General features: G+C 42.2%; 21 protein-coding genes and 1 pseudogene. 11 read left to right on the top strand and 11 right to left on the bottom strand.

Annotation, left to right across the window (positions count from 1 at the left end; all coding sequences use genetic code 11):
• Positions 1-293 precede the first annotated feature (293 nt).
• From ndhC to RM049_RS18345, 3 genes are read left to right on the top strand one after another with little or no spacing between them, the layout of a single operon-like run.
• Positions 294-656 (top strand): photosynthetic/respiratory NAD(P)H-quinone oxidoreductase subunit C, encoded by a 363-nt coding sequence (gene ndhC / locus RM049_RS18355; protein WP_012411797.1) that lies wholly within the window; start codon positions 294-296, stop codon positions 654-656.
• On the top strand, positions 647-1,384 hold the full coding sequence (gene ndhK / locus RM049_RS18350) for a photosynthetic/respiratory NAD(P)H-quinone oxidoreductase subunit K (protein ID WP_322705171.1): 738 nt from the start codon (positions 647-649) through the stop codon (positions 1,382-1,384). The genes ndhC and ndhK overlap by 10 nt, the downstream gene beginning before the upstream one ends.
• Complete coding sequence (locus RM049_RS18345; protein WP_322693831.1) at positions 1,377-1,907, top strand: NAD(P)H-quinone oxidoreductase subunit J; 531 nt, start codon at positions 1,377-1,379, stop codon at positions 1,905-1,907. Before ndhK ends, RM049_RS18345 begins: the two co-directional genes overlap by 8 nt.
• A gap of 402 nt (positions 1,908-2,309) precedes the next feature.
• Here RM049_RS18345 and RM049_RS18340 read toward each other — a convergent pair whose 3' ends face one another.
• Positions 2,310-2,894, bottom strand: a complete 585-nt coding sequence (locus tag RM049_RS18340) for a Uma2 family endonuclease (RefSeq protein ID WP_322705170.1) — start codon at positions 2,892-2,894, stop codon at positions 2,310-2,312.
• Between the two features lie 153 nt (positions 2,895-3,047).
• On the opposite strand from RM049_RS18340, the gene fni reads away from it, so the two are divergent.
• The 3 genes from fni (at position 3,048) to RM049_RS18325 (ending at position 6,788) form a co-directional block, all read left to right on the top strand.
• Entirely contained in the window at positions 3,048-4,097 is a 1,050-nt protein-coding gene (gene fni / locus RM049_RS18335) for a type 2 isopentenyl-diphosphate Delta-isomerase (protein ID WP_322705169.1), read from the top strand.
• A 110-nt stretch (positions 4,098-4,207) separates the two neighbouring features.
• Complete coding sequence (gene sppA, locus RM049_RS18330) at positions 4,208-6,043, top strand: signal peptide peptidase SppA (RefSeq protein WP_322705168.1); 1,836 nt, start codon at positions 4,208-4,210, stop codon at positions 6,041-6,043.
• 505 nt (positions 6,044-6,548) lie between these two features.
• Positions 6,549-6,788, top strand: coding sequence for a hypothetical protein (locus RM049_RS18325; protein WP_104909601.1), 240 nt, complete (start codon positions 6,549-6,551; stop codon positions 6,786-6,788).
• A 117-nt stretch (positions 6,789-6,905) separates the two neighbouring features.
• Here the strand turns inward: RM049_RS18325 and RM049_RS18320 are convergent, their stop codons facing one another.
• The 5 genes and pseudogenes from RM049_RS18320 to RM049_RS18300 form a co-directional block, all read right to left on the bottom strand.
• The gene (locus tag RM049_RS18320; RefSeq protein ID WP_322686437.1) at positions 6,906-7,190 is read right to left on the bottom strand and encodes a WYL domain-containing protein; all 285 of its coding nucleotides are present in this window, start codon (positions 7,188-7,190) and stop codon (positions 6,906-6,908) included.
• A 160-nt stretch (positions 7,191-7,350) separates the two neighbouring features.
• Positions 7,351-7,566 (bottom strand): hypothetical protein, encoded by a 216-nt coding sequence (locus RM049_RS18315; protein WP_322688410.1) that lies wholly within the window; start codon positions 7,564-7,566, stop codon positions 7,351-7,353.
• A 37-nt stretch (positions 7,567-7,603) separates the two neighbouring features.
• Positions 7,604-8,143, bottom strand: a complete 540-nt coding sequence (locus tag RM049_RS18310) for a universal stress protein (protein WP_322686439.1) — start codon at positions 8,141-8,143, stop codon at positions 7,604-7,606.
• A 58-nt stretch (positions 8,144-8,201) separates the two neighbouring features.
• Positions 8,202-8,354, bottom strand: a complete 153-nt coding sequence (locus RM049_RS18305) for a hypothetical protein (protein ID WP_322705167.1) — start codon at positions 8,352-8,354, stop codon at positions 8,202-8,204.
• Positions 8,355-8,473: 119 nt separating this feature from the next.
• A pseudogene (locus RM049_RS18300) lies at positions 8,474-8,836 on the bottom strand (transposase); the annotation flags it as partial.
• A gap of 194 nt (positions 8,837-9,030) precedes the next feature.
• Between RM049_RS18300 and RM049_RS18295 the strand changes: the two are divergent.
• The 3 genes from RM049_RS18295 (at position 9,031) to RM049_RS18285 (ending at position 12,601) form a co-directional block, all read left to right on the top strand.
• The gene (locus RM049_RS18295) at positions 9,031-10,476 is read left to right on the top strand and encodes an MFS transporter (RefSeq protein WP_322670271.1); all 1,446 of its coding nucleotides are present in this window, start codon (positions 9,031-9,033) and stop codon (positions 10,474-10,476) included.
• A gap of 89 nt (positions 10,477-10,565) precedes the next feature.
• Positions 10,566-10,688 (top strand): hypothetical protein, encoded by a 123-nt coding sequence (locus RM049_RS18290; RefSeq protein ID WP_322670270.1) that lies wholly within the window; start codon positions 10,566-10,568, stop codon positions 10,686-10,688.
• Between the two features lie 314 nt (positions 10,689-11,002).
• Complete coding sequence (locus tag RM049_RS18285) at positions 11,003-12,601, top strand: Hsp70 family protein (RefSeq protein WP_322705166.1); 1,599 nt, start codon at positions 11,003-11,005, stop codon at positions 12,599-12,601.
• 164 nt (positions 12,602-12,765) lie between these two features.
• Here RM049_RS18285 and RM049_RS18280 read toward each other — a convergent pair whose 3' ends face one another.
• The 5 genes from RM049_RS18280 to RM049_RS18260 form a co-directional block, all read right to left on the bottom strand.
• The gene (locus RM049_RS18280) at positions 12,766-13,029 is read right to left on the bottom strand and encodes a type II toxin-antitoxin system prevent-host-death family antitoxin (RefSeq protein ID WP_322705165.1); all 264 of its coding nucleotides are present in this window, start codon (positions 13,027-13,029) and stop codon (positions 12,766-12,768) included.
• Between the two features lie 131 nt (positions 13,030-13,160).
• On the bottom strand, positions 13,161-13,724 hold the full coding sequence (locus RM049_RS18275) for a Uma2 family endonuclease (RefSeq protein ID WP_322670267.1): 564 nt from the start codon (positions 13,722-13,724) through the stop codon (positions 13,161-13,163).
• A gap of 177 nt (positions 13,725-13,901) precedes the next feature.
• Positions 13,902-14,426 carry a L,D-transpeptidase gene (locus RM049_RS18270; protein WP_322705164.1) on the bottom strand — a complete coding sequence of 175 codons (525 nt, stop codon included), beginning with the start codon at positions 14,424-14,426 and terminating at the stop codon, positions 13,902-13,904.
• A 489-nt stretch (positions 14,427-14,915) separates the two neighbouring features.
• Positions 14,916-15,431 carry a L,D-transpeptidase gene (locus RM049_RS18265; protein ID WP_322686445.1) on the bottom strand — a complete coding sequence of 172 codons (516 nt, stop codon included), beginning with the start codon at positions 15,429-15,431 and terminating at the stop codon, positions 14,916-14,918.
• A gap of 112 nt (positions 15,432-15,543) precedes the next feature.
• Positions 15,544-16,176, bottom strand: coding sequence for a bifunctional 4-hydroxy-2-oxoglutarate aldolase/2-dehydro-3-deoxy-phosphogluconate aldolase (locus RM049_RS18260; protein ID WP_322705163.1), 633 nt, complete (start codon positions 16,174-16,176; stop codon positions 15,544-15,546).
• Between the two features lie 268 nt (positions 16,177-16,444).
• Here RM049_RS18260 and RM049_RS18255 point away from each other — a divergent pair, with 268 nt between their 5' ends.
• Positions 16,445-16,708 (top strand): hypothetical protein, encoded by a 264-nt coding sequence (locus tag RM049_RS18255; RefSeq protein ID WP_322705162.1) that lies wholly within the window; start codon positions 16,445-16,447, stop codon positions 16,706-16,708.
• A 480-nt stretch (positions 16,709-17,188) separates the two neighbouring features.
• Positions 17,189-17,461 carry a GlsB/YeaQ/YmgE family stress response membrane protein gene (locus tag RM049_RS18250; protein WP_185584679.1) on the top strand — a complete coding sequence of 91 codons (273 nt, stop codon included), beginning with the start codon at positions 17,189-17,191 and terminating at the stop codon, positions 17,459-17,461.
• Positions 17,462-17,736: the final 275 nt, after the last annotated feature.

Here is a 17,736-nt window from a genome sequence, read left to right as displayed (position 1 = left end):
TACGCACGGTTCTTAGGGGGGAAAGAGGCAGAAATGCCTCCGCCCTACCCGATTACGCAGTTAAGGGATTGGGCATGGGGCATTGGGCATGGGGCATTGGGTATGGGGTATCAAGAGGCAGAGGTGCAAAGGGGCAGAGGGGCAGAGGGGAAAGAACTTATACAAGAACTCTCCCCTGCTCCCCTGCTCCCCTGCTCCCCTGCTCCCCCACTCCTAAAATCCTTAATCTCTAGTCATCAGTACTCAATCTCCACTCACTACTTAAAATACTCCATAAGCGGTAGATACTCATTGTGTTTGTCCTCAGCGGTTACGAGTACCTTCTAGGTTTCTTCATCATCTGTAGCCTAGTACCTGCCTTAGCGCTCTCAGCTTCCAAGCTCCTACGACCCAGTGGTTACGCTCCAGAACGTCGCACCACTTATGAATCTGGCATGGAACCCATCGGGGGAGCCTGGATTCAGTTCAACATTCGCTACTACATGTTTGCTCTGGTCTTCGTCGTCTTTGATGTGGAGACTGTTTTCTTGTATCCTTGGGCGGTAGCTTTCCACCGTTTGGGGCTATTGGCTTTTATTGAAGCGCTAGTCTTTATTGCAATTCTTGTAGTCGCTTTAGTTTACGCATGGCGTAAAGGAGCTTTGGAATGGTCTTGAATTCTAACTTAACAACCCAGGGTAAAGAACGAATCATCAACCCCATTGAGCGTACCAATGTCACTCAAGACCTTTCAGAAAATGTCATTCTGACGACGGTTGATGACCTCTACGACTGGGCGCGGCTTTCTAGTTTGTGGCCGTTGCTGTTTGGTACTGCTTGCTGCTTTATTGAGTTTGCAGCCTTAATTGGCTCTCGATTTGACTTTGACCGTTTTGGGCTAATTCCCCGTTCTAGCCCCCGCCAAGCCGATTTAATTATTACGGCAGGGACTATCACGATGAAGATGGCTCCGCAACTAGTGCGTCTTTACGAACAAATGCCAGAGCCAAAGTATGTAATTGCGATGGGTGCTTGCACAATTACTGGCGGGATGTTCAGCGTTGACTCTACCACGGCAGTACGCGGAGTCGATAAACTAATTCCTGTGGATGTGTATTTGCCTGGTTGTCCTCCCCGTCCCGAAGCAATTATTGATGCAATCATTAAGTTGCGGAAGAAAATCTCCAACGAGTCGATGCAAGAGCGGGGTAAAATTAAGCAAACTCACCGCTACTACAGCACGACTCATAACCTGAAGCCAGTAGAGGAAATCTTAACTGGTAAGTATTTGCAGTCAGCAACTCGCTCTGCACCACCGAAGGAATTGGCGGAAGCAATCGGTATGCCAATACCACCTGCACTGCTGACAGAAAAGGCGCAAAAGGAGGAACAAACCCGTGGCTGAAGAAGAATCTAAACCAGTACCAGCAGCGAAAGAAGAGGCATTGGTACAAGCGGGTAAAGTTTCCCAATGGTTGACGGAAAATGGTTTTGACCATGAGTTTTTAGCACCAGACAAAAATGGTGTAGAGATAATTAAGGTAGCGGCAGATTTTTTGCTTCCTACCGCTACAGCCCTTTATGCTTATGGGTTCAATTATCTCCAGTGTCAAGGTGGTATTGACCTTGGCCCAGGACAAGAATTGGTGAGTATGTATCACTTGATTAAAGTCGGTGATAATAGCGATCGCCCCGAAGAAGTTCGAGTTAAAGTGTTCTTACCACGGGAAAATCCTGTAGTGCCTTCTGTGTACTGGATTTGGAAGACCGCAGATTGGCAAGAGCGCGAGTCTTACGATATGTTCGGCATTATCTACGAAGGACACCCAAATCTCAAGCGCCTTTTGATGCCGGAAGATTGGGTAGGTTGGCCTTTGCGGAAAGATTACGTCTCACCCGATTTCTACGAGTTACAGGACGCTTATTAGAGATTGCTGAGTTTTAGCAGTAATTAACCCCTTTCCGGTGGCGGAGAGGGGTTATGTTTTTGGTGTTTCATGTCAGGGACTTCCAAAGAATAAATTTTTTTGTCAGCTTGACCCCAGTTTCATAGGTTTGAGTGACTAATTGAACAAATTGTTAGTGGCATAGTTTATTTTCTGGAAGTCCCAATTTAATCGATTGCAGCACATTAATCAAAATTTGCAGTAAGAGATATTCGGCAAGACTCAGTTGACTTTTCAGATGTGTTGGTAAAATTTAGGTAAAATTATCAATCTTATTGGTCTTATTGACAAAAGTAGACCTATCTTTTTTTACCATATATTGCTGCACTCTTTATTTGATAAGCTTTTTAGCCCATTTCGCCCCGTCAGCAAGCGGATATGATATTATTCCTCAATCAACTCAAAATCAACTCGCTCGTAAATATCACGCAAGGTAATTTGAAATTCGATAGAATCTAAGACTAAAACTGCATCTTCACCTTCATATTCCTTAAAAATCCATTGACCTTCTGCTTGCTTTGCAAATTGTTCTACAGCAAAACTATACTGGTCAATCATAATATATTCCTGAAAACCAGGAATTGAGCGATAATATTTAAACTTATCTGTTTTGTCATAATTTTTAGTTGAATTTGATAAGACTTCAACAATTAACAAGGGATTAGTAATAATTGTTGTACCTGTTCCCTCATAAATAGGCTTACCTTTGATGACGATTACATCAGGATAAGTATAAATGCGATGACGAGGTATTGATAATTTTACATCGCCTATGTAAATCTCATAATCTTGTCCTTGCACTGTCAAGGGAAACCTTTTATAAAAATTACCTGCAATCTTATTGTGGTTGGTTGTCCCCCCTGTTATAGGTATAATCTCTCCATCTCTGTATTCATTTTTATATTCAGCTTTCTCTTCTAATTCCAAATATTCTTCTGGGGTGTAGCGCTTTTCTGTTTGTAAAACCATATTAATTAACTCACCAAATGGGGGAATGGTTCTGTTATCAATAGCGTAACGTACCCGAAAGATAGCGAAAATAAATATTTTTGTTATACAAATACGGTTGCAGACAATGTAACAATAGCGATCGCAAGCCAATACTTTTAGTCATACCCACCAGTGAACGCCCCTACCAATATCTCTGCACAAACTCAGAATCGCAAAGCCGATCACATTCGCATCTGCTTAGAAGAAGATGTTCAATGCGATCGAATCACCAATGGATTAGAACGTTATCGTTTCACCCATTCTTGCTTACCCGAACTCAACCACGACGATATTGATATCAGTACAACTTTCCTGGGGAAGCACCTTGACGCACCCTTGTTAATTTCTTCCATGACTGGCGGAACAGAACAAGCCGCAATGATTAACCAACGTTTGGCCCAAGTCGCACAACACTACAAAATTGCGATGGGTGTCGGTTCTCAGCGAGTAGCGGTAGAAAAACCCCAAGTAGCTGATACTTTTGCTGTCCGCAAGTATGCCCCTGACGTTCTACTATTTGCAAACTTGGGGGCTGTGCAACTTAACTACAAGTACGGTTTAGATGAATGTTTGCGCGTAGTTGATATTTTAGAAGCTGATGCTTTGATTTTACACATTAACCCTTTACAAGAGTGCATTCAACCCAAAGGTGATACAAATTTTCGCGGTTTGCTTGACAAGATTTCTATATTATGCTCAAAATTGCCAGTACCAGTGATTGCGAAGGAAGTTGGTAACGGTATTTCAGCAGCGATCGCCGAGAAACTGATCGCGGCGGGGGTAACAGCAATTGATGTCGCGGGTGCAGGGGGTACTTCTTGGGCAAAAGTAGAAAGCGAACGAGCAGAAAATCCCTTACAACGTCGTTTAGGGAGGACATTTGCCGATTGGGGTTTACCGACAGCAGAGTGCATTACAACTATTAGAGCGATTGCCAAAGATGTTCCCTTAATTGCTTCAGGAGGTTTGCGTCATGGATTGGATGTTGCAGCTGCGATCGCTTTGGGAGCAGATATAGCTGGTTTAGCAATGCCTTTCTTGCAAGCCGCAGCAATATCAGAGACAGCAGTTGCAGAACTCGCTGAGGTATTAATCGCTGAAATCACCACAGTCTTATTTTGTACTGGCAATGCCACCTTGTATCAGTTAAAGCACTCTGGCAGTTTACAGCGCATAGAATAAGTAAATAGGTCATTAGTCATTAGTCATTCGTCATTTGTCCTTTGTCATTTATAAATGCCCAATGCCCAATGCCCAATGCCCCATGCCCCATGCCCAATGACTAATAACTAATGCGTAATTTTATCAAACAAACTTTTGCTAGTTTAGTTGGCACTTTACTAGGACTAATTATTTTCGCTGGTCTGGGAACCACTGGACTGTTCTTGCTGATATTGGCTGCTAGCTCGTCTAAAGATACTGGGCCAAATGTGAAAAATAAGTCAGTGTTGGTTTTTGACTTGTCAATGAAAATTACTGATGGCGAACCTAGTTCAGGCGAACTGTTTCAAAACACAATCTCAGGTGTGGATGAAGATAGAATGGCACTCCGCAAAGTTGTGGAAACTTTGGAAAAGGCGCGGCGCGATCCGCGCATTGTCGGGATCTATGTGGATGCAACGAATACAAGCCAAACTGGTAACGTTGGCTATGCTTCTCTGAAAGAAATTCGGAAAGCGCTAGAGGAGTTTCGCGCTGTGGGGAAAAAGGTTGTCGCCTATGGCAGTGATTGGAGTGAAAAGGAATATTATGTTAGTTCAGTGGCAGATTCCATTATCCTTAACCCTCTGGGAATGATGGAAGTCAACGGTTTGAGTTCACAACCAATGTTTTTAGCGGGAGCATTACAGAAGTATGGCATTGGCGTTCAAGTCGTGCGAGTCGGGAAATTTAAGGGAGCTGTTGAGCCGTTTATTCTCAACAAGTTGAGTCCAGAAAACCGCGAACAAACTCAGAAATTGTTGGATGATGTTTGGGGAGAGTGGCGCACTGCTGTCGGCGCAAGTCGGAAAATTGAACCCAATAAGTTACAAGCGATCGCAGATAATCAATCGTTACTAGAAGCCACGCAAGCCAAAACTAGCGGTTTAGTCGATCGAGTCCAATACCCCGATGAAGTTGTCGCTGACCTGAAAAAGTTGACAAATAGCGATAAAGAAGACAAAACATTCCGACAAATTAGCCTGAATAGCTACGCACAAGTTTCTGGTAAATCTTTGGGTGTAGAACGTAACTCCAAAAATCAAATTGCTGTTGTTTATGCTGAGGGCGAGATTGTCGATGGTAAAGGAGAAGATGGGCAAGTAGGAGGCGATCGCTTTGCGAAAATCTTCAACAAGCTGCGACAAGATAAAGATGTGAAGGCTGTTGTATTACGAATTAATAGTCCTGGTGGTAGCGCTACCGCAGCCGAAGTCATGCAGCGAGAAGTGAAATTAACTCGTGAGGTAAAACCAGTTGTAGTGTCAATGGGTGATGTCGCCGCCTCTGGTGGTTATTGGATTGCTAGCGACTCTAATCGCATTTTTGCAGAACCAAATACCATTACAGGCTCCATAGGGGTGTTTGGGATCTTATTCAATGGGGAAAAGTTAGCCAGTAATAATGGTATTACTTGGGATTCGGTGAAAACCGCACGCTATGCTGATAGTCAAACAGTTTCGCGTCCGAAATCGCCTCAAGAGTTAGAAATTTATCAGCGCAGTGTTAACCGGATTTATAATATGTTTCTGAATAAAGTTTCTCAAGGTCGGAAACTCCCAGAACAAAAAGTAGCAGAAATTGCCCAAGGAAGGGTTTGGTCGGGTGAAGCGGCCAAAGAAATTGGTTTGGTGGATGAGATTGGTGGTTTGAATACTGCGATCGCTTATGCTGTCAAGGAGGCGAAACTAGGAGAAGACTGGGAAGTGCAAGAATATCCTCGCACTAGCAGCTTTGGAGAACGCTTTTTTGGGCGTGCAACAGAAGAGGCGCGGACTGCTTTCGGGATTGAGTCAGCGCAACTCAAATCAGCCAATCCCCTCACCACCGAATTCCAAAAATTGCAACAGGAAGTAGAGATTCTGCAAAAGATGAACGATCCACAAGGGGTGTATGCCCGCTTGCCTTTCAACTTGAAGATTGAGTAGATATTTTTTTGAGCATCAATCAACAGTTCAGATCAACCCAAAACGCAGATTGTAGAGACGCGATTCATCGCGTCTTGAAAAACCAATCATCTACACCAAACCCTTAACCCAAGCCTATGAGGCAAAACTTACCGAATACTAATTTGTGAAACTAGCTTTGAGGCTTTGTAGTCAGGATTTTAGTGCTGAGAAAATAAAAACCAAAGTTCTTACTACAAAATTCTTTACCCATAATTTAAAGACAGACTAGTACGGCGAAGCCCATGAGTTTGCCTCGCCAGCCATAAACCAGCTGACATTTGCTGCTCGGATGTGTAAAGTAGTTGAGAGTCAACTACAATTTCCAACCTTTGACAGAATTTTAGATTTGGAATTTTGCTGAAACAGCCCGATTAAACAGTGGCTCAAGTATGGAAAAATCTAAAATTTTTTATCCAAAGCAAGTGTATTTACATACCGAGCTAATTTAAAGTCTAAAATACAAAATTGAGTAAAACATCCATCTATGGCTAGAAAAACACAACGTCTTTTACTGCTAATTGTTTCTTGTAGTATCACTGGTGTAATTTTAGGAGGTACTGCTGGTTGGGCAGAAAGTAGTCTCTGCCTGGAAGACAGTAAGGTTACAAGTGAGTGCCTAACTCAAGATCCATTCCAAAAAACTATCCAAGGGATGAGTACTGGATTGTTAGCTGGCGCTGGAGCAGCTTTCGGTGCAGTCTGGCAGTTACGGAATGAAGATTGAGTATCAACTACTACTAACCCGGAACTCCGGGTTAGATTAGGTTTCTGTACTAATTAGCCAGTGCCTTCACTTTGACTTTCGCCCAGCATTAAAGTCATGTGAGTCAATTATCCTAATTTATGTGGCTTTAGAAGAATACCGATCTATTAATGCACGAGCAAATTTCTGGTGTTGTTCAGCTAGATATTGAGGAGAGATAAACTGAGCATTACCCATGAAGCGATACACCCAGCGACAAAACTCCTCCAGCGATCGCTCAGGCAATTTAATAATGTAATCTATCGCTAAGTGCGCCATCTTTGCAGAGCTAAGGAGTTCCTGAAAAGCTTGCGGCTGCAACTCTGGGCTAATCCAAGCCAAAACACTAGCAGTCTGATATGAAGAAGCTAAATCTTTGTGCAATGCTTCTTGTGCGTTTGCTCAATAATTCTATGTTCACTTTAGTTCTCCGAACAGCGTAGATCGTTAACGCAGATGGATTGACAATGAATTAATCATCCCTTGCTGTAATTTTCTTTCCTTGGCTAGCAATGCCGTTAAAGTGCATAATAATGATTTAACTTTACGCATATTCAACCTTGGGAGTCGGTTCAGTTTCGTACATTAAGCTACTTTTGTGCCTTTTATAATTGCAGGTCGAGGCAGCTAGTAGGTTATTGTCCTTGAAGCGATCGCGTCCTGCTGCCTTTGCCTGATATAATGCTCTATCCGCTACTGCAATTATTTCTTCAAAGTTAGAACCAAGCTCAGGAATTATTGTGACCAACCCAGTACTCATCCAACTCTATAGTAGTTTGAGTTTCGCTTTAATTATATTAATCCGATGCACTAACTCTGCTTGATTCGTCTTCAGCAGATTCAGTATTCATTTTTGGGTGTTGCATAGTCAGGACTGAGCAGGGAGCATTGTGGAGTACGTAATTGCTGACACTACCCAAGGCTAACTCACTCCAACCAGATAGACCCTGACGTCCAACTACGATTAGGTCAGCACCCCAAGTGGAGGCTAATTTACAAATGGTTTGACCAGGATTACCAGGGGATTGGATGAATTCTGTACTCACGCCTGTTAGAGTTGCTTCATTTGTACACGATTGTAGTAGCTCTAGACCTTGCTTTTCCAAAACCTCCCACTGCTGTTGATTGAACTCCAAAGTTTTTTTACTCATCACCGGATATGGATAGTAATCCTGCCTGGGAAGTATAGGTATATTTACTTTGGCCTGTTCTTCACCCGACAGAACGTGCAACAGCATAAGGCTGCCCTTGCTCGCTTTTGCTAAGAACAAGGCTTTATCAAAGACATCCTTGGCAGATGCAGAGGTGTCAATTGCAACTAGAATCTTGTGAAACATATAGACTTCCTCCAAACTGTTGTGACTCCATATAAGAGCTGATTTATAAAGGTTCTCTTTAGGCAGCAAGGCGCTTCAACATCAAGCGCACCATTGCCGTTTCGCCCATCAACTCGCTCACGCCTAGCAATAGTTCATAGTCCGTGGCTTGTGCGATGCAACCAGCGAAAGCACCCAAATGTACACTCGACAACCCAGGTTTTGGCAACACCTGAAATTATGCTTCGGTTTGCTTGATAATTTCAACTTTGGCACCACAAATCTGCAAAAATGCTTGGGTGAACTTCTCCTTACTGTAGCCCTAGTCTATCTAAATCACAACTAACATAGATCAATCTTAGTTCCTTTCTTTCTATCTCCTGTCTCATCAATAATTAAAATGATTTGTCTACCTTTTAGTATCTATAAAATTAATTAGTTCTAAACACAAAGCTCTTAAATTCTCTATATCCCAAGATGATTTGTTAAGAAATGATGTAGCCCTTAATACTTATCTAATCCAACAATTCTCATCCAACAATCTTTGCTATTTCTAGGAGGCTTTTCGTTTTAAATCAGAAATACATCCTATATTCCTATATGTAGATACTTAAATGCTTCAAAAAGCCTAACATCTAAAAACAGCTTTTTATACAACAGACAATATTCGTCCACAAAGTTGATGGTTTGTACGGGTGAGCGAGGCTCTCCCATACTTTGTATATTAATTCTACTTTATGTATATTATTATACTATTTCTGAGGTGACACAACAGGGCTAATAACCCCTCATTCCCTAACGTATCTTTCAAAAAGATTGTCCCAGTGGGCTGATGCGTGCCTACTGTTCTCTAGATTAAACCAGTAATTAAAGCCGCGTTAACTCTTTTTAAATTTTGGCTATTCAGTATGTTCCAGGAAGTAGAAGACGAAAGCTTACTAAAAAAGATCCCTCTCCCCATTCAGGAAATCCCAGAGGATAGGGAATTAACACAAACGGTAATTCTTCCCACAAATCTGCCTATTAAACTTTCCAAACCGCAAATTCGCACAAGTCTCAGGGCATTAACTCTCGAGAGTCTTTTTGCTGCGGTTTTTTACAGTATCATCGGTTCAGCGTTGCTCAGTAATTTCTTGTTAGAGCTGGGTGCCGGGCCAGTAGAAATTGGTCTGCTCGCCTCTATTCCTCAGCTGGTGAATCTGCTCCAACCACTGGGAGCTTATTTGGTAGAACGAAGTAGCAGCTTCAACTGGTATTGCATGAGCATTTTCATCCCGGCGCGGCTACTGTGGATAATTCTTGTGCCAGCGATTTGGTTGGTCAGCTCATCTAACCATATCACTAAGCACCAAGTGGTGCTGTTGACATTGGGAATTATGTTAGTGGCTAATATCATTGAAGCTTTCGCCCGTGCTCCCTGGATGACCTGGACGGCTGTGTTAGTACCTGGGCGGTTGCGGGGGCGGTATTTTGGCTTTCGCAATAGTGTTCTCAGTTTGATGAATCTCATCGGTGTGCCGTTGCTGGGTCTAGCAGTATCGATCTGGCCTAGTGGAACGCTCCAAGGCTACGGTGCAATCTTGGTTCTAGGAATTGTGCTTGGGCTGCTTAGTCAAGGCTGTCAGTTCTGGATGAGCGATGTGAACCCGCAGCTTTTAAAAGTCGTGGGGTCAGAGCCACCCCAACCATACCGCAGCGGGATACATCTTCGCTTCCTTAATGATGCCAATTTTTTGAAGTTACTGATTTACCTTGCCATCTGGTGCTTTGCCGTTAACCTCAGCGCTCCCTTCTTTAACCTCTATATGCTAGATAACCTGGATATAGATGTCAGCCTAGTAACAATCTATAACGGTTTAGGAGCTGGTGCTAATATGCTGCTGCTGGTTTTCTGGGGCAAACTGTCTGACCGGATTGGGAATCGTCCCATCATGTTATTAGTAGGAATCTTGGTGGCGGTGACGCCTGTATTATGGTTAGTAGCTGGCAATGATTCAATTTCCCTTTGGATATGGTTACCCTTTTTACACGTGTTGGGATCTGGGACGTGGGCGGCCATTGACCTGTGTACCAACAATCTGATGATGGGAGTGGCACCGGTGACTAATCAATCCACTTACTTTGCGATCGCCGGGGCGGTTGCTGGTGTCACTGGAGCAGTGGGAATCATAGCTGGTAGCTTTCTTGCGACTCTGCCTGGTGCCGGTGGCTTACTGGGACTGTTTGCTCTTTCAACCGTCCTACGGACGGCTGCTCTCTTGCCCTTGGTTTTTGTTCAAGAGCAAGGCTCTGTACCTCTGGGTCAGCTTTGGCGAGTCCTATTCTCAGTCAAGCAGCAAAGAGTACCGATTTAACAATATTGAACGTCAACCACTTGAGGCTTTGTTAATTGCTGTAGTTTTCATAATGAATCAGAAGATGGATTTACGCAAAAAAATATTACTTGGCAATATATAAGGAGTGGTATACAGAAAATCCAGATATTGCCAAGGAAGCTTTTAGTCAATCTGCTTGTGAGGTAATTGACATTCTCAAGAATATCGAGAAAGTTCTTGCAAAGCATTAAAAGATAACATATCACCAGAGCCGAACAGCGAGAAGTAATTGCTTGATATTCATTTGCTACTTGTGTAGGCTCAGTTCAACCGTTATGTGGCTTAGTCCGTTGATGGGAGGCTACAAATGGTACAAAACCCAGGATCATTGTCTAACTGTGCTATCCATTACAGCTAACGCTTCGCTGCAACAGACTGAATCGATATCTGGGTTGGGATACAAAGAAGTAAGCCTATGGGTGCATTTGCTTTCTTGGTAACTTATAGAGAATAATCACAAATAAAGCAGCTTTGGCATCTTCGTGCGAGAGAATAAATATAAAATATGGCGATCGCAATCGATTTTGGTACTAGCAACACAGTCATTGCTCGTTGGAACCCTGTAACCCAGCAGCCAGAAACCCTGACTCTACCAGGCTTGTCAATCAAACAAAGTCTCAATCCGCCACTGATTCCCAGCTTGGTTTATGTTGAAGACGCAGCCCAAAATAAAGTCTTAGTCGGGCAACAAGTACGCGATCGCGGTTTTGACCTCAAAGGCGAAACGCGATTTTTCCGCAGCTTCAAACGCGGTATTGGTGCAGATATTCAAGGTTTCTTACCCGAACTAGATGGGCAAATTGTCACCTTTGAACAAGTAGGGCAATGGTTCCTTACTCAAGTAATTGAAGAACTAGCACCCCTGGAAGGTGGGTTAGATTCTCTGGTGTTAACCGTACCTGTAGACAGTTTTGAAGCCTATCGTCATTGGTTGGGAACAGTATGTCAAAGCCTCCCTGTCGAACAAGTACGAATGCTGGATGAACCCACAGCCGCCGCCTTGGGTTATGGCTTGGCAGATCGAGAAAATCTTTTGGTGATTGACTTCGGCGGTGGTACTTTGGATTTGTCCCTTGTTCGGTTGGATCAAAGCGTGCAAGCAAGCACAAAGCCCTTGGGATTTCTCCTCAAATGGGGTAATAAGTCTCTAGCTGAAGATTCAAAACAAAAAGTCAAAACTGCCCGTGTTCTGGCGAAAGCAGGGCAAAATCTAGGTGGTACTGATATTGATAATTGGTTGGTAGATTACTTTGCTAAAACTCAAGAATTGGCGGTAAGTCCCTTGACAACACGATTGGCTGAACGGGTAAAAATTCAGCTATCAACTCAAAACCAAGCTAGTGAAGTTTATTTTGACGATGAGACATTTGAAAGTTATGAACTGGAACTAAACCGCGACACTTTTGACGATATCCTCAAAGAACACGCCTTTTTTGAGTTATTGGATGAGTCGATGACCACACTGTTGCAGCAAGCAAGACGGCAAGGGATAGAACTTCCAGATATTAATGCAGTTTTGTTAGTTGGTGGCACAGTGCAATTGCCAGCAGTGCAGACATGGATCAAACAGTATTTTGAGCCAGAAAAAATCCGTTGCGAACGTCCCTTTGAAGCGATCGCTCAAGGTGCATTACAGTTAGCACAAGGGATACAAATCAAAGACTTCCTCTATCATAGTTATGGTATCCGCTACTGGGATCGTCGCAATCAGCGCCACAAATGGCATTCTTTAATTAAAGCTGGACAAGCATATCCGATGACTCAGCCAGTGGAATTAGTCTTAGGCGCTTCTGTAGAAAATCAGCCTAGTATTGAATTAATTATGGGAGAATTGGGAGCAGATACGGGTAGTACTGAAGTTTATTTTGATGGCGATCGCTTGATTACTCGCCGTATGGACAATAATGAAACCAACGTCAAACCCCTCAACGATCGAGAAGGTGCGAAGACAATTGCCCAACTGACACCAACCGGATATCCTGGAAGCGATCGCATCAAAATTCTCTTTCAAGTTGATGAACAACGCTTTTTACGAATCACTGTTGAAGACTTGTTAACTAATGACACGCTGTTGGAGAATCAACTTGTGGCACAGTTGAGTTAATTAAGTAAAAAAATTTAAAAGTGGGATACCGCAGCCATCGAAATCCCAGATGTTGCCCGTTACTAAGAGGATGTCTGAAAACTTTTTGGTGTTGTATTCGAGACTTGTAGATCCCCCTAAATCCCCCGATAAATTGGGGGACTTTGATTCCAGTTCCCCCCTTTTTAAGGGGAGCCAGCGCGGTCTTGGCGGGAGGGTATTTCGAGGATATAATCTTCCTCAGCAGCTATCTGACGTAGTTCTTTGAAGGCATCAGCTAAAGAAAACTTTTCCCGTTGCTTGCGCCACGTCAAGAAATCCTCAAACATTTCAGCTTCAACAACAACAGCCACCAGTTCATTTCGGTTGTAGATGAGTTGCGGTTCTTTAGTTACAGAATGAATTAATTTGGAGAACCTCTGTTTCGCTTCTGCAATTCTCCAGTTCATTCTCCTACCTCTTTTATTCATAATCATGTCTATAATAGACATGATTTATATCTATATTTGCTATTCGCCAGAGAGCTATGTCTACGATGGGGTATTTGGCGCCGCACCTTATCATTCCAGGCGAGTTATTTCTAACCACCCATCTTTAACCATCCAAAAACTTGATTGACGGTTAGTGCAAGTTGAATTTCTGGTAATACAGGCAAAAAATCTTCTCCCTGGAGTAATACTGGTTGTTGGTCCGAACGGAAAACCAAAATTGAGCGATCTGTTGGATCAATTAACCATCCTAATCGGCAACCATGTTGTAAGCAGTAAAGGATGTTGCCAATTACTCGGTTTGAACTCTGTTCTGGAGAGAGGATTTCAATTGTCCAATCTGGCCACAACAAAAAATCGTTGGGAACTTCCCCATCAACATCAAATGGAATTCGTAACCAGTTAAAAACTGCTACATCAGGCACAATTGAGCGGATACCAAAGCTACAACGCAACTCTGGAAATGCATAAGCAATTTTTTGGCTTTCTGTTACTTCGTTAATAGTATTACAGAGTCTTAGCTGCAATCGACTATGCTTCCCTTTCGGCATTGGCTTAGGAATAATCTCACCGTTAATATATTCATTTGCAGGCTTTGTTTCTGGGAGCTTCAGAAACTCATCCAGGGTAAGTAGTTGAGTCGTTGGGTAGCTCATAGCTCCTAAATCCCTCGAAGATGTGTTTTTAGTCTAGCAGTGATGTAGGGTGCGTTACATTCGGTAAACGCACCTGTCAAAGGCAGAATTGCAACTCTTAATTACGTTAGCGCAGCGTTAGCGAGACCTTGAGCGTCATTACGTAGCTTGCTTCTCGCCAGAGGCGAGTATTACGAATTATTTCCGCACCACTACTAAAGTTCCATTCTTAGCCCAGTTGTAAAGATTGCGAGCTTGTTTAACAGGTAAATTTACACAACCGTGGCTGACTGGAGTGCCAAAACGATTATGCCAGTAAGCGCCGTGGATGGCGTAGCCTCTGTAGAAATACATTGTGTAAGGAACGTCAGGAATATTGTAGCCTCTGCCTCGCATCCGGTGAGTGCGATACTTAGAATTAATCCGAAATCTCCCTATGGGTGTAGGAGTCGATCGCTTACCTCCAGAAATGCGATATGAATAAACAAGTTTATGACCTTCCCATGCACGTAAACGTTGCTCTGACAAATCAATTTCAATCCAGCGAGGTTGGCTAATATTATTAGTGCTGTTTTGATCGACTGAGGTGGCTGTTGCTGTAGTCGAGTTGGGTATACCTGTTAGCGGTGATGACCAAGAGAATAAAGTCACCACCATCAGCGCTACGCCTGTACAAAAAGTTCCTGAAGAACGAATCGCACCACGGCGAATCCAAGTTTGCATTATGCCTCACCTTTTAAACTACGCAAAAATTATGAAAAGAAGTAATTTTCTGGAAAACTACAAATTTCCAGAGTGACTACTTGTTTTCTGTGGAGGATTTACGCAATTCATCCGCTAAGGCTTCTCAAGACAAGTCCTAAGCTAATCCGCATTCAATTGGTATATTTGTCCTTAATTAAATGATGAGTTCTAACTAATGACCGATCGTTAATTACAAAGGACAACCTTTACAAAAAATCTGTCATTTAAATGCCTAAATACAAATTTTCCCCAAATTCATATTTGCATTTGTAATTTCACACAGGAATTGTCAGGATTTCCGCTTATTTTTTAGGCAAATCTTTAATGCCCTTTTCTATATTTTATTTCAATTTCAGTAATTGCGACTCCGAAGATTCCCAGCATAAAATATTGCTGGGAATCACTTAATTGTCTTGATTTGTTGTTATTTATAATTTTACCAAAATTGCTTTTTGGCTGCTTCAACTATCATTTATGAATGACTATTGGTGTCCCTACCGATGCCCACTCGAATAGCCATTTAGCATGTTTAGGTGCAACATTCACACAGCCGTGGCTCACTGGAGTGCCAAATCTTTTATGCCAATAAGCTCCGTGAATAGCGTAATTACCTTGGTAAAACATCGCATAAGGAACGTTGGGAACGTTGTAGTTTTCTCCCTGCATCCGCGTAGTTTTAAATTTGGATTGAACCTTAAAAGTACCGATAAGAGTAGGAGTGGCTTTTTTACCAGAGGAAATAGCACTTCCATAAACAACTTTGTCACCTTGCCAAGCTATTAATCTTTGCTTGGAAAGATCGATTTGAATCCAGCGCTGATTTGATTGTTGTAATGTCTGGATTCTTTGTGCAATCACTTGAGTTTTGGAATTCGCCCAAACTTCAGTGGTTCCAGTAGTAGTAAAAACACTTAGGGACAGTACTGTACCAGTGAGGATTATTTGTAAGCGACGCACCCAGTCAGGAGAAATTTGTTTTTTCATTTTAGATACACTCACACTCAAATCATAGGGTCTTGAGAAACTGATCGGGTTTCACCTTTATTTCCCTATCTATTACTTTAATAGACGCGAATTTTGATGATTTGATTCTAAGTTAACCTAACTGTTGCATTAGGTTTTTTGCCTGAGTTGCGATCGCTGACCAATTTCTCTCTATGACAAGCTTTTTAGGAAATAATTCCCCGCTCAAACCGACAGCGATCGCTCCGGCTTGCAAAAATTCTTTGGCATTTTCTAGAGTCACACCACCAGTAGGAATTAAGGGAATCTCACTCAGCGGCCCTTGCAAACTTTTGATATAATCAGCCCCTCCCACTGCCTGCACGGGAAACACTTTTACACAACTAGCGCCTTGACTCCAAGCGGTAACAATTTCTGTAGGAGTCATAGCTCCTGGTATGATAGGGACATTTTTTTCTTGTGCTGCTTGAATCATTGCCGAATCAACGTGGGGTGTGAAGAGGAATTGCGCCCCAGATGCGATCGCATTTTGTAACTGCTGCACATTAAATAGCGTACCAGTGCCAATAATACAAGCTGGTAATTCCGAACGTAGTTGACTGATTAATTCCCCAGCGCGATCGCTATTCCAGGTAATCTCAATTAGCTGCACTCCCCCAGATGCTACAGCCATTGCCATTTGTTGTCCCAGTTCCATTTGAGGGGCGCGGATAACTGCGATCGCTCGGTGTTTTTCCAACTGTGATAACCAAATTTGATTAGGCATTTTGACTAGAGATTGGGGACTGGGAGTAGGGATTGAGACTAAAGAATAGTTTTCAATCTAGTAAATACTAATTTTTAATACTAATGCCCAATACCCCTCAAGAGTGCTGAGTAATGTTAGCACAACTGTTTTGCCCTATTCCCAATGCCCTTAAAACTTGCTTATTGCATCAAGCTATGAGATATTAAATATAAATAACATAAAATCTATAGTCTTACCGTAGTTTGAAATTAGTATCTCAGCATTTGGGTTTAAAGGAGTAATAAAAATGACAATTGTACGAGAAAACACAACATCCTTACCAATCACCATTCACAATTCTGAAAGCGTTGATGTAGCTAACTTCTGGAAGCTTATGCGACTGGGTGCAAATGACTTTGGGTGGCGTACTAAGGCATATACAACGATTCTGGGCGTTATGCTGCTAACGTTAGTAAGTCTGATTTTTCTAAGTATGCATTGGTCTTACCGCAGACTGTTCCCATTTATCAACCATCAAATAATTGGTAGAGATCGCGGGATAAGCAATTAAAAGTTAAAAATTAGACATGAACTTGCAAAGAGATAGGCGATCGTTTCAATCCTCTGATTTCGCTTGCTTTACATTACTTTAGAAGCAGTCTCTAAAAACTCAGCTTAATTCTTCTAGTAGAGGAGAGAGTTAATTAAAAATGCATATACTGCAATTACCAAGCAATAGTTTATATAAGCCCCTAGTTAAAGACCTACTAGGAGCTTTTTTTTAATTGACTATCTACCTCAAATGGGTTATTTAGCAGCGATCGGACAGCTTAGGACATTGGCAAATCCTAAGAGAACGGCTAGTCATACCTATCTATAGCCGACTTATCCTAAATAGGATGGTAGCCGCAATAGAATATATTAAAAAATCTAGTAGCAATTAAACTATTCCTAATGGATATTCATAATTAATTCTGATGGTAGATTAAGTTAGAAATGAAGATCGTTAATATGTACTTGTAAGTCAAAAACGTTTACCAACTTAACAACAATGAATATTCTTGCTTGGATTGTTTTAGGTCTAATTGCTGGTGCGATCGCAAAAGCTATCTACCCCGGTCATCAAGGTGGCGGAATTCTAGGAACCATATTGTTAGGAATCATCGGTGCTTTTGTTGGCGGTAGTTTAGGTGTATTTTTCAGTACGGGAACTTTATCTCTAGCAGCTCCTAGTCTCAGCATTCCAGGTATTGCGGTAGCAGTTCTTGGTGCAATTGTTGCAGTCTTCTTGTGGAATTTATTAACCAACCGCAGTGCTGTATAAAAAATTGCGGTCAATCAACGAGAAAGATTTAACAAATTCATTTAACTATTTTTAACTGTGAATTAAATTAAAAAATAGCGCCAGTCTGTGATAAGTCTGGCGCTGTTTTGTAATTATAGAGGTTCTCAGTAGAGTCCAATACAGACTTAACCCCAAGCAAGCCCCTTCAACCTATCTATAGCATCAGATTAGAGAGGAATTTCTGTATTAGGCTCGATTTTGGGACAGATATTGGTAAAAATTTTATAGGAAGATTAGCGATCGTTAATGACAAT

This window comes from Nostoc sp. DedQUE04, from assembly GCF_034530995.1.
In the GTDB taxonomy this organism is placed as follows: domain Bacteria; phylum Cyanobacteriota; class Cyanobacteriia; order Cyanobacteriales; family Nostocaceae; genus Nostoc.
The sequence above is the reverse complement of the archived record's forward strand: the minus strand, read 5'-3'. Positions and strand labels throughout refer to the sequence as shown.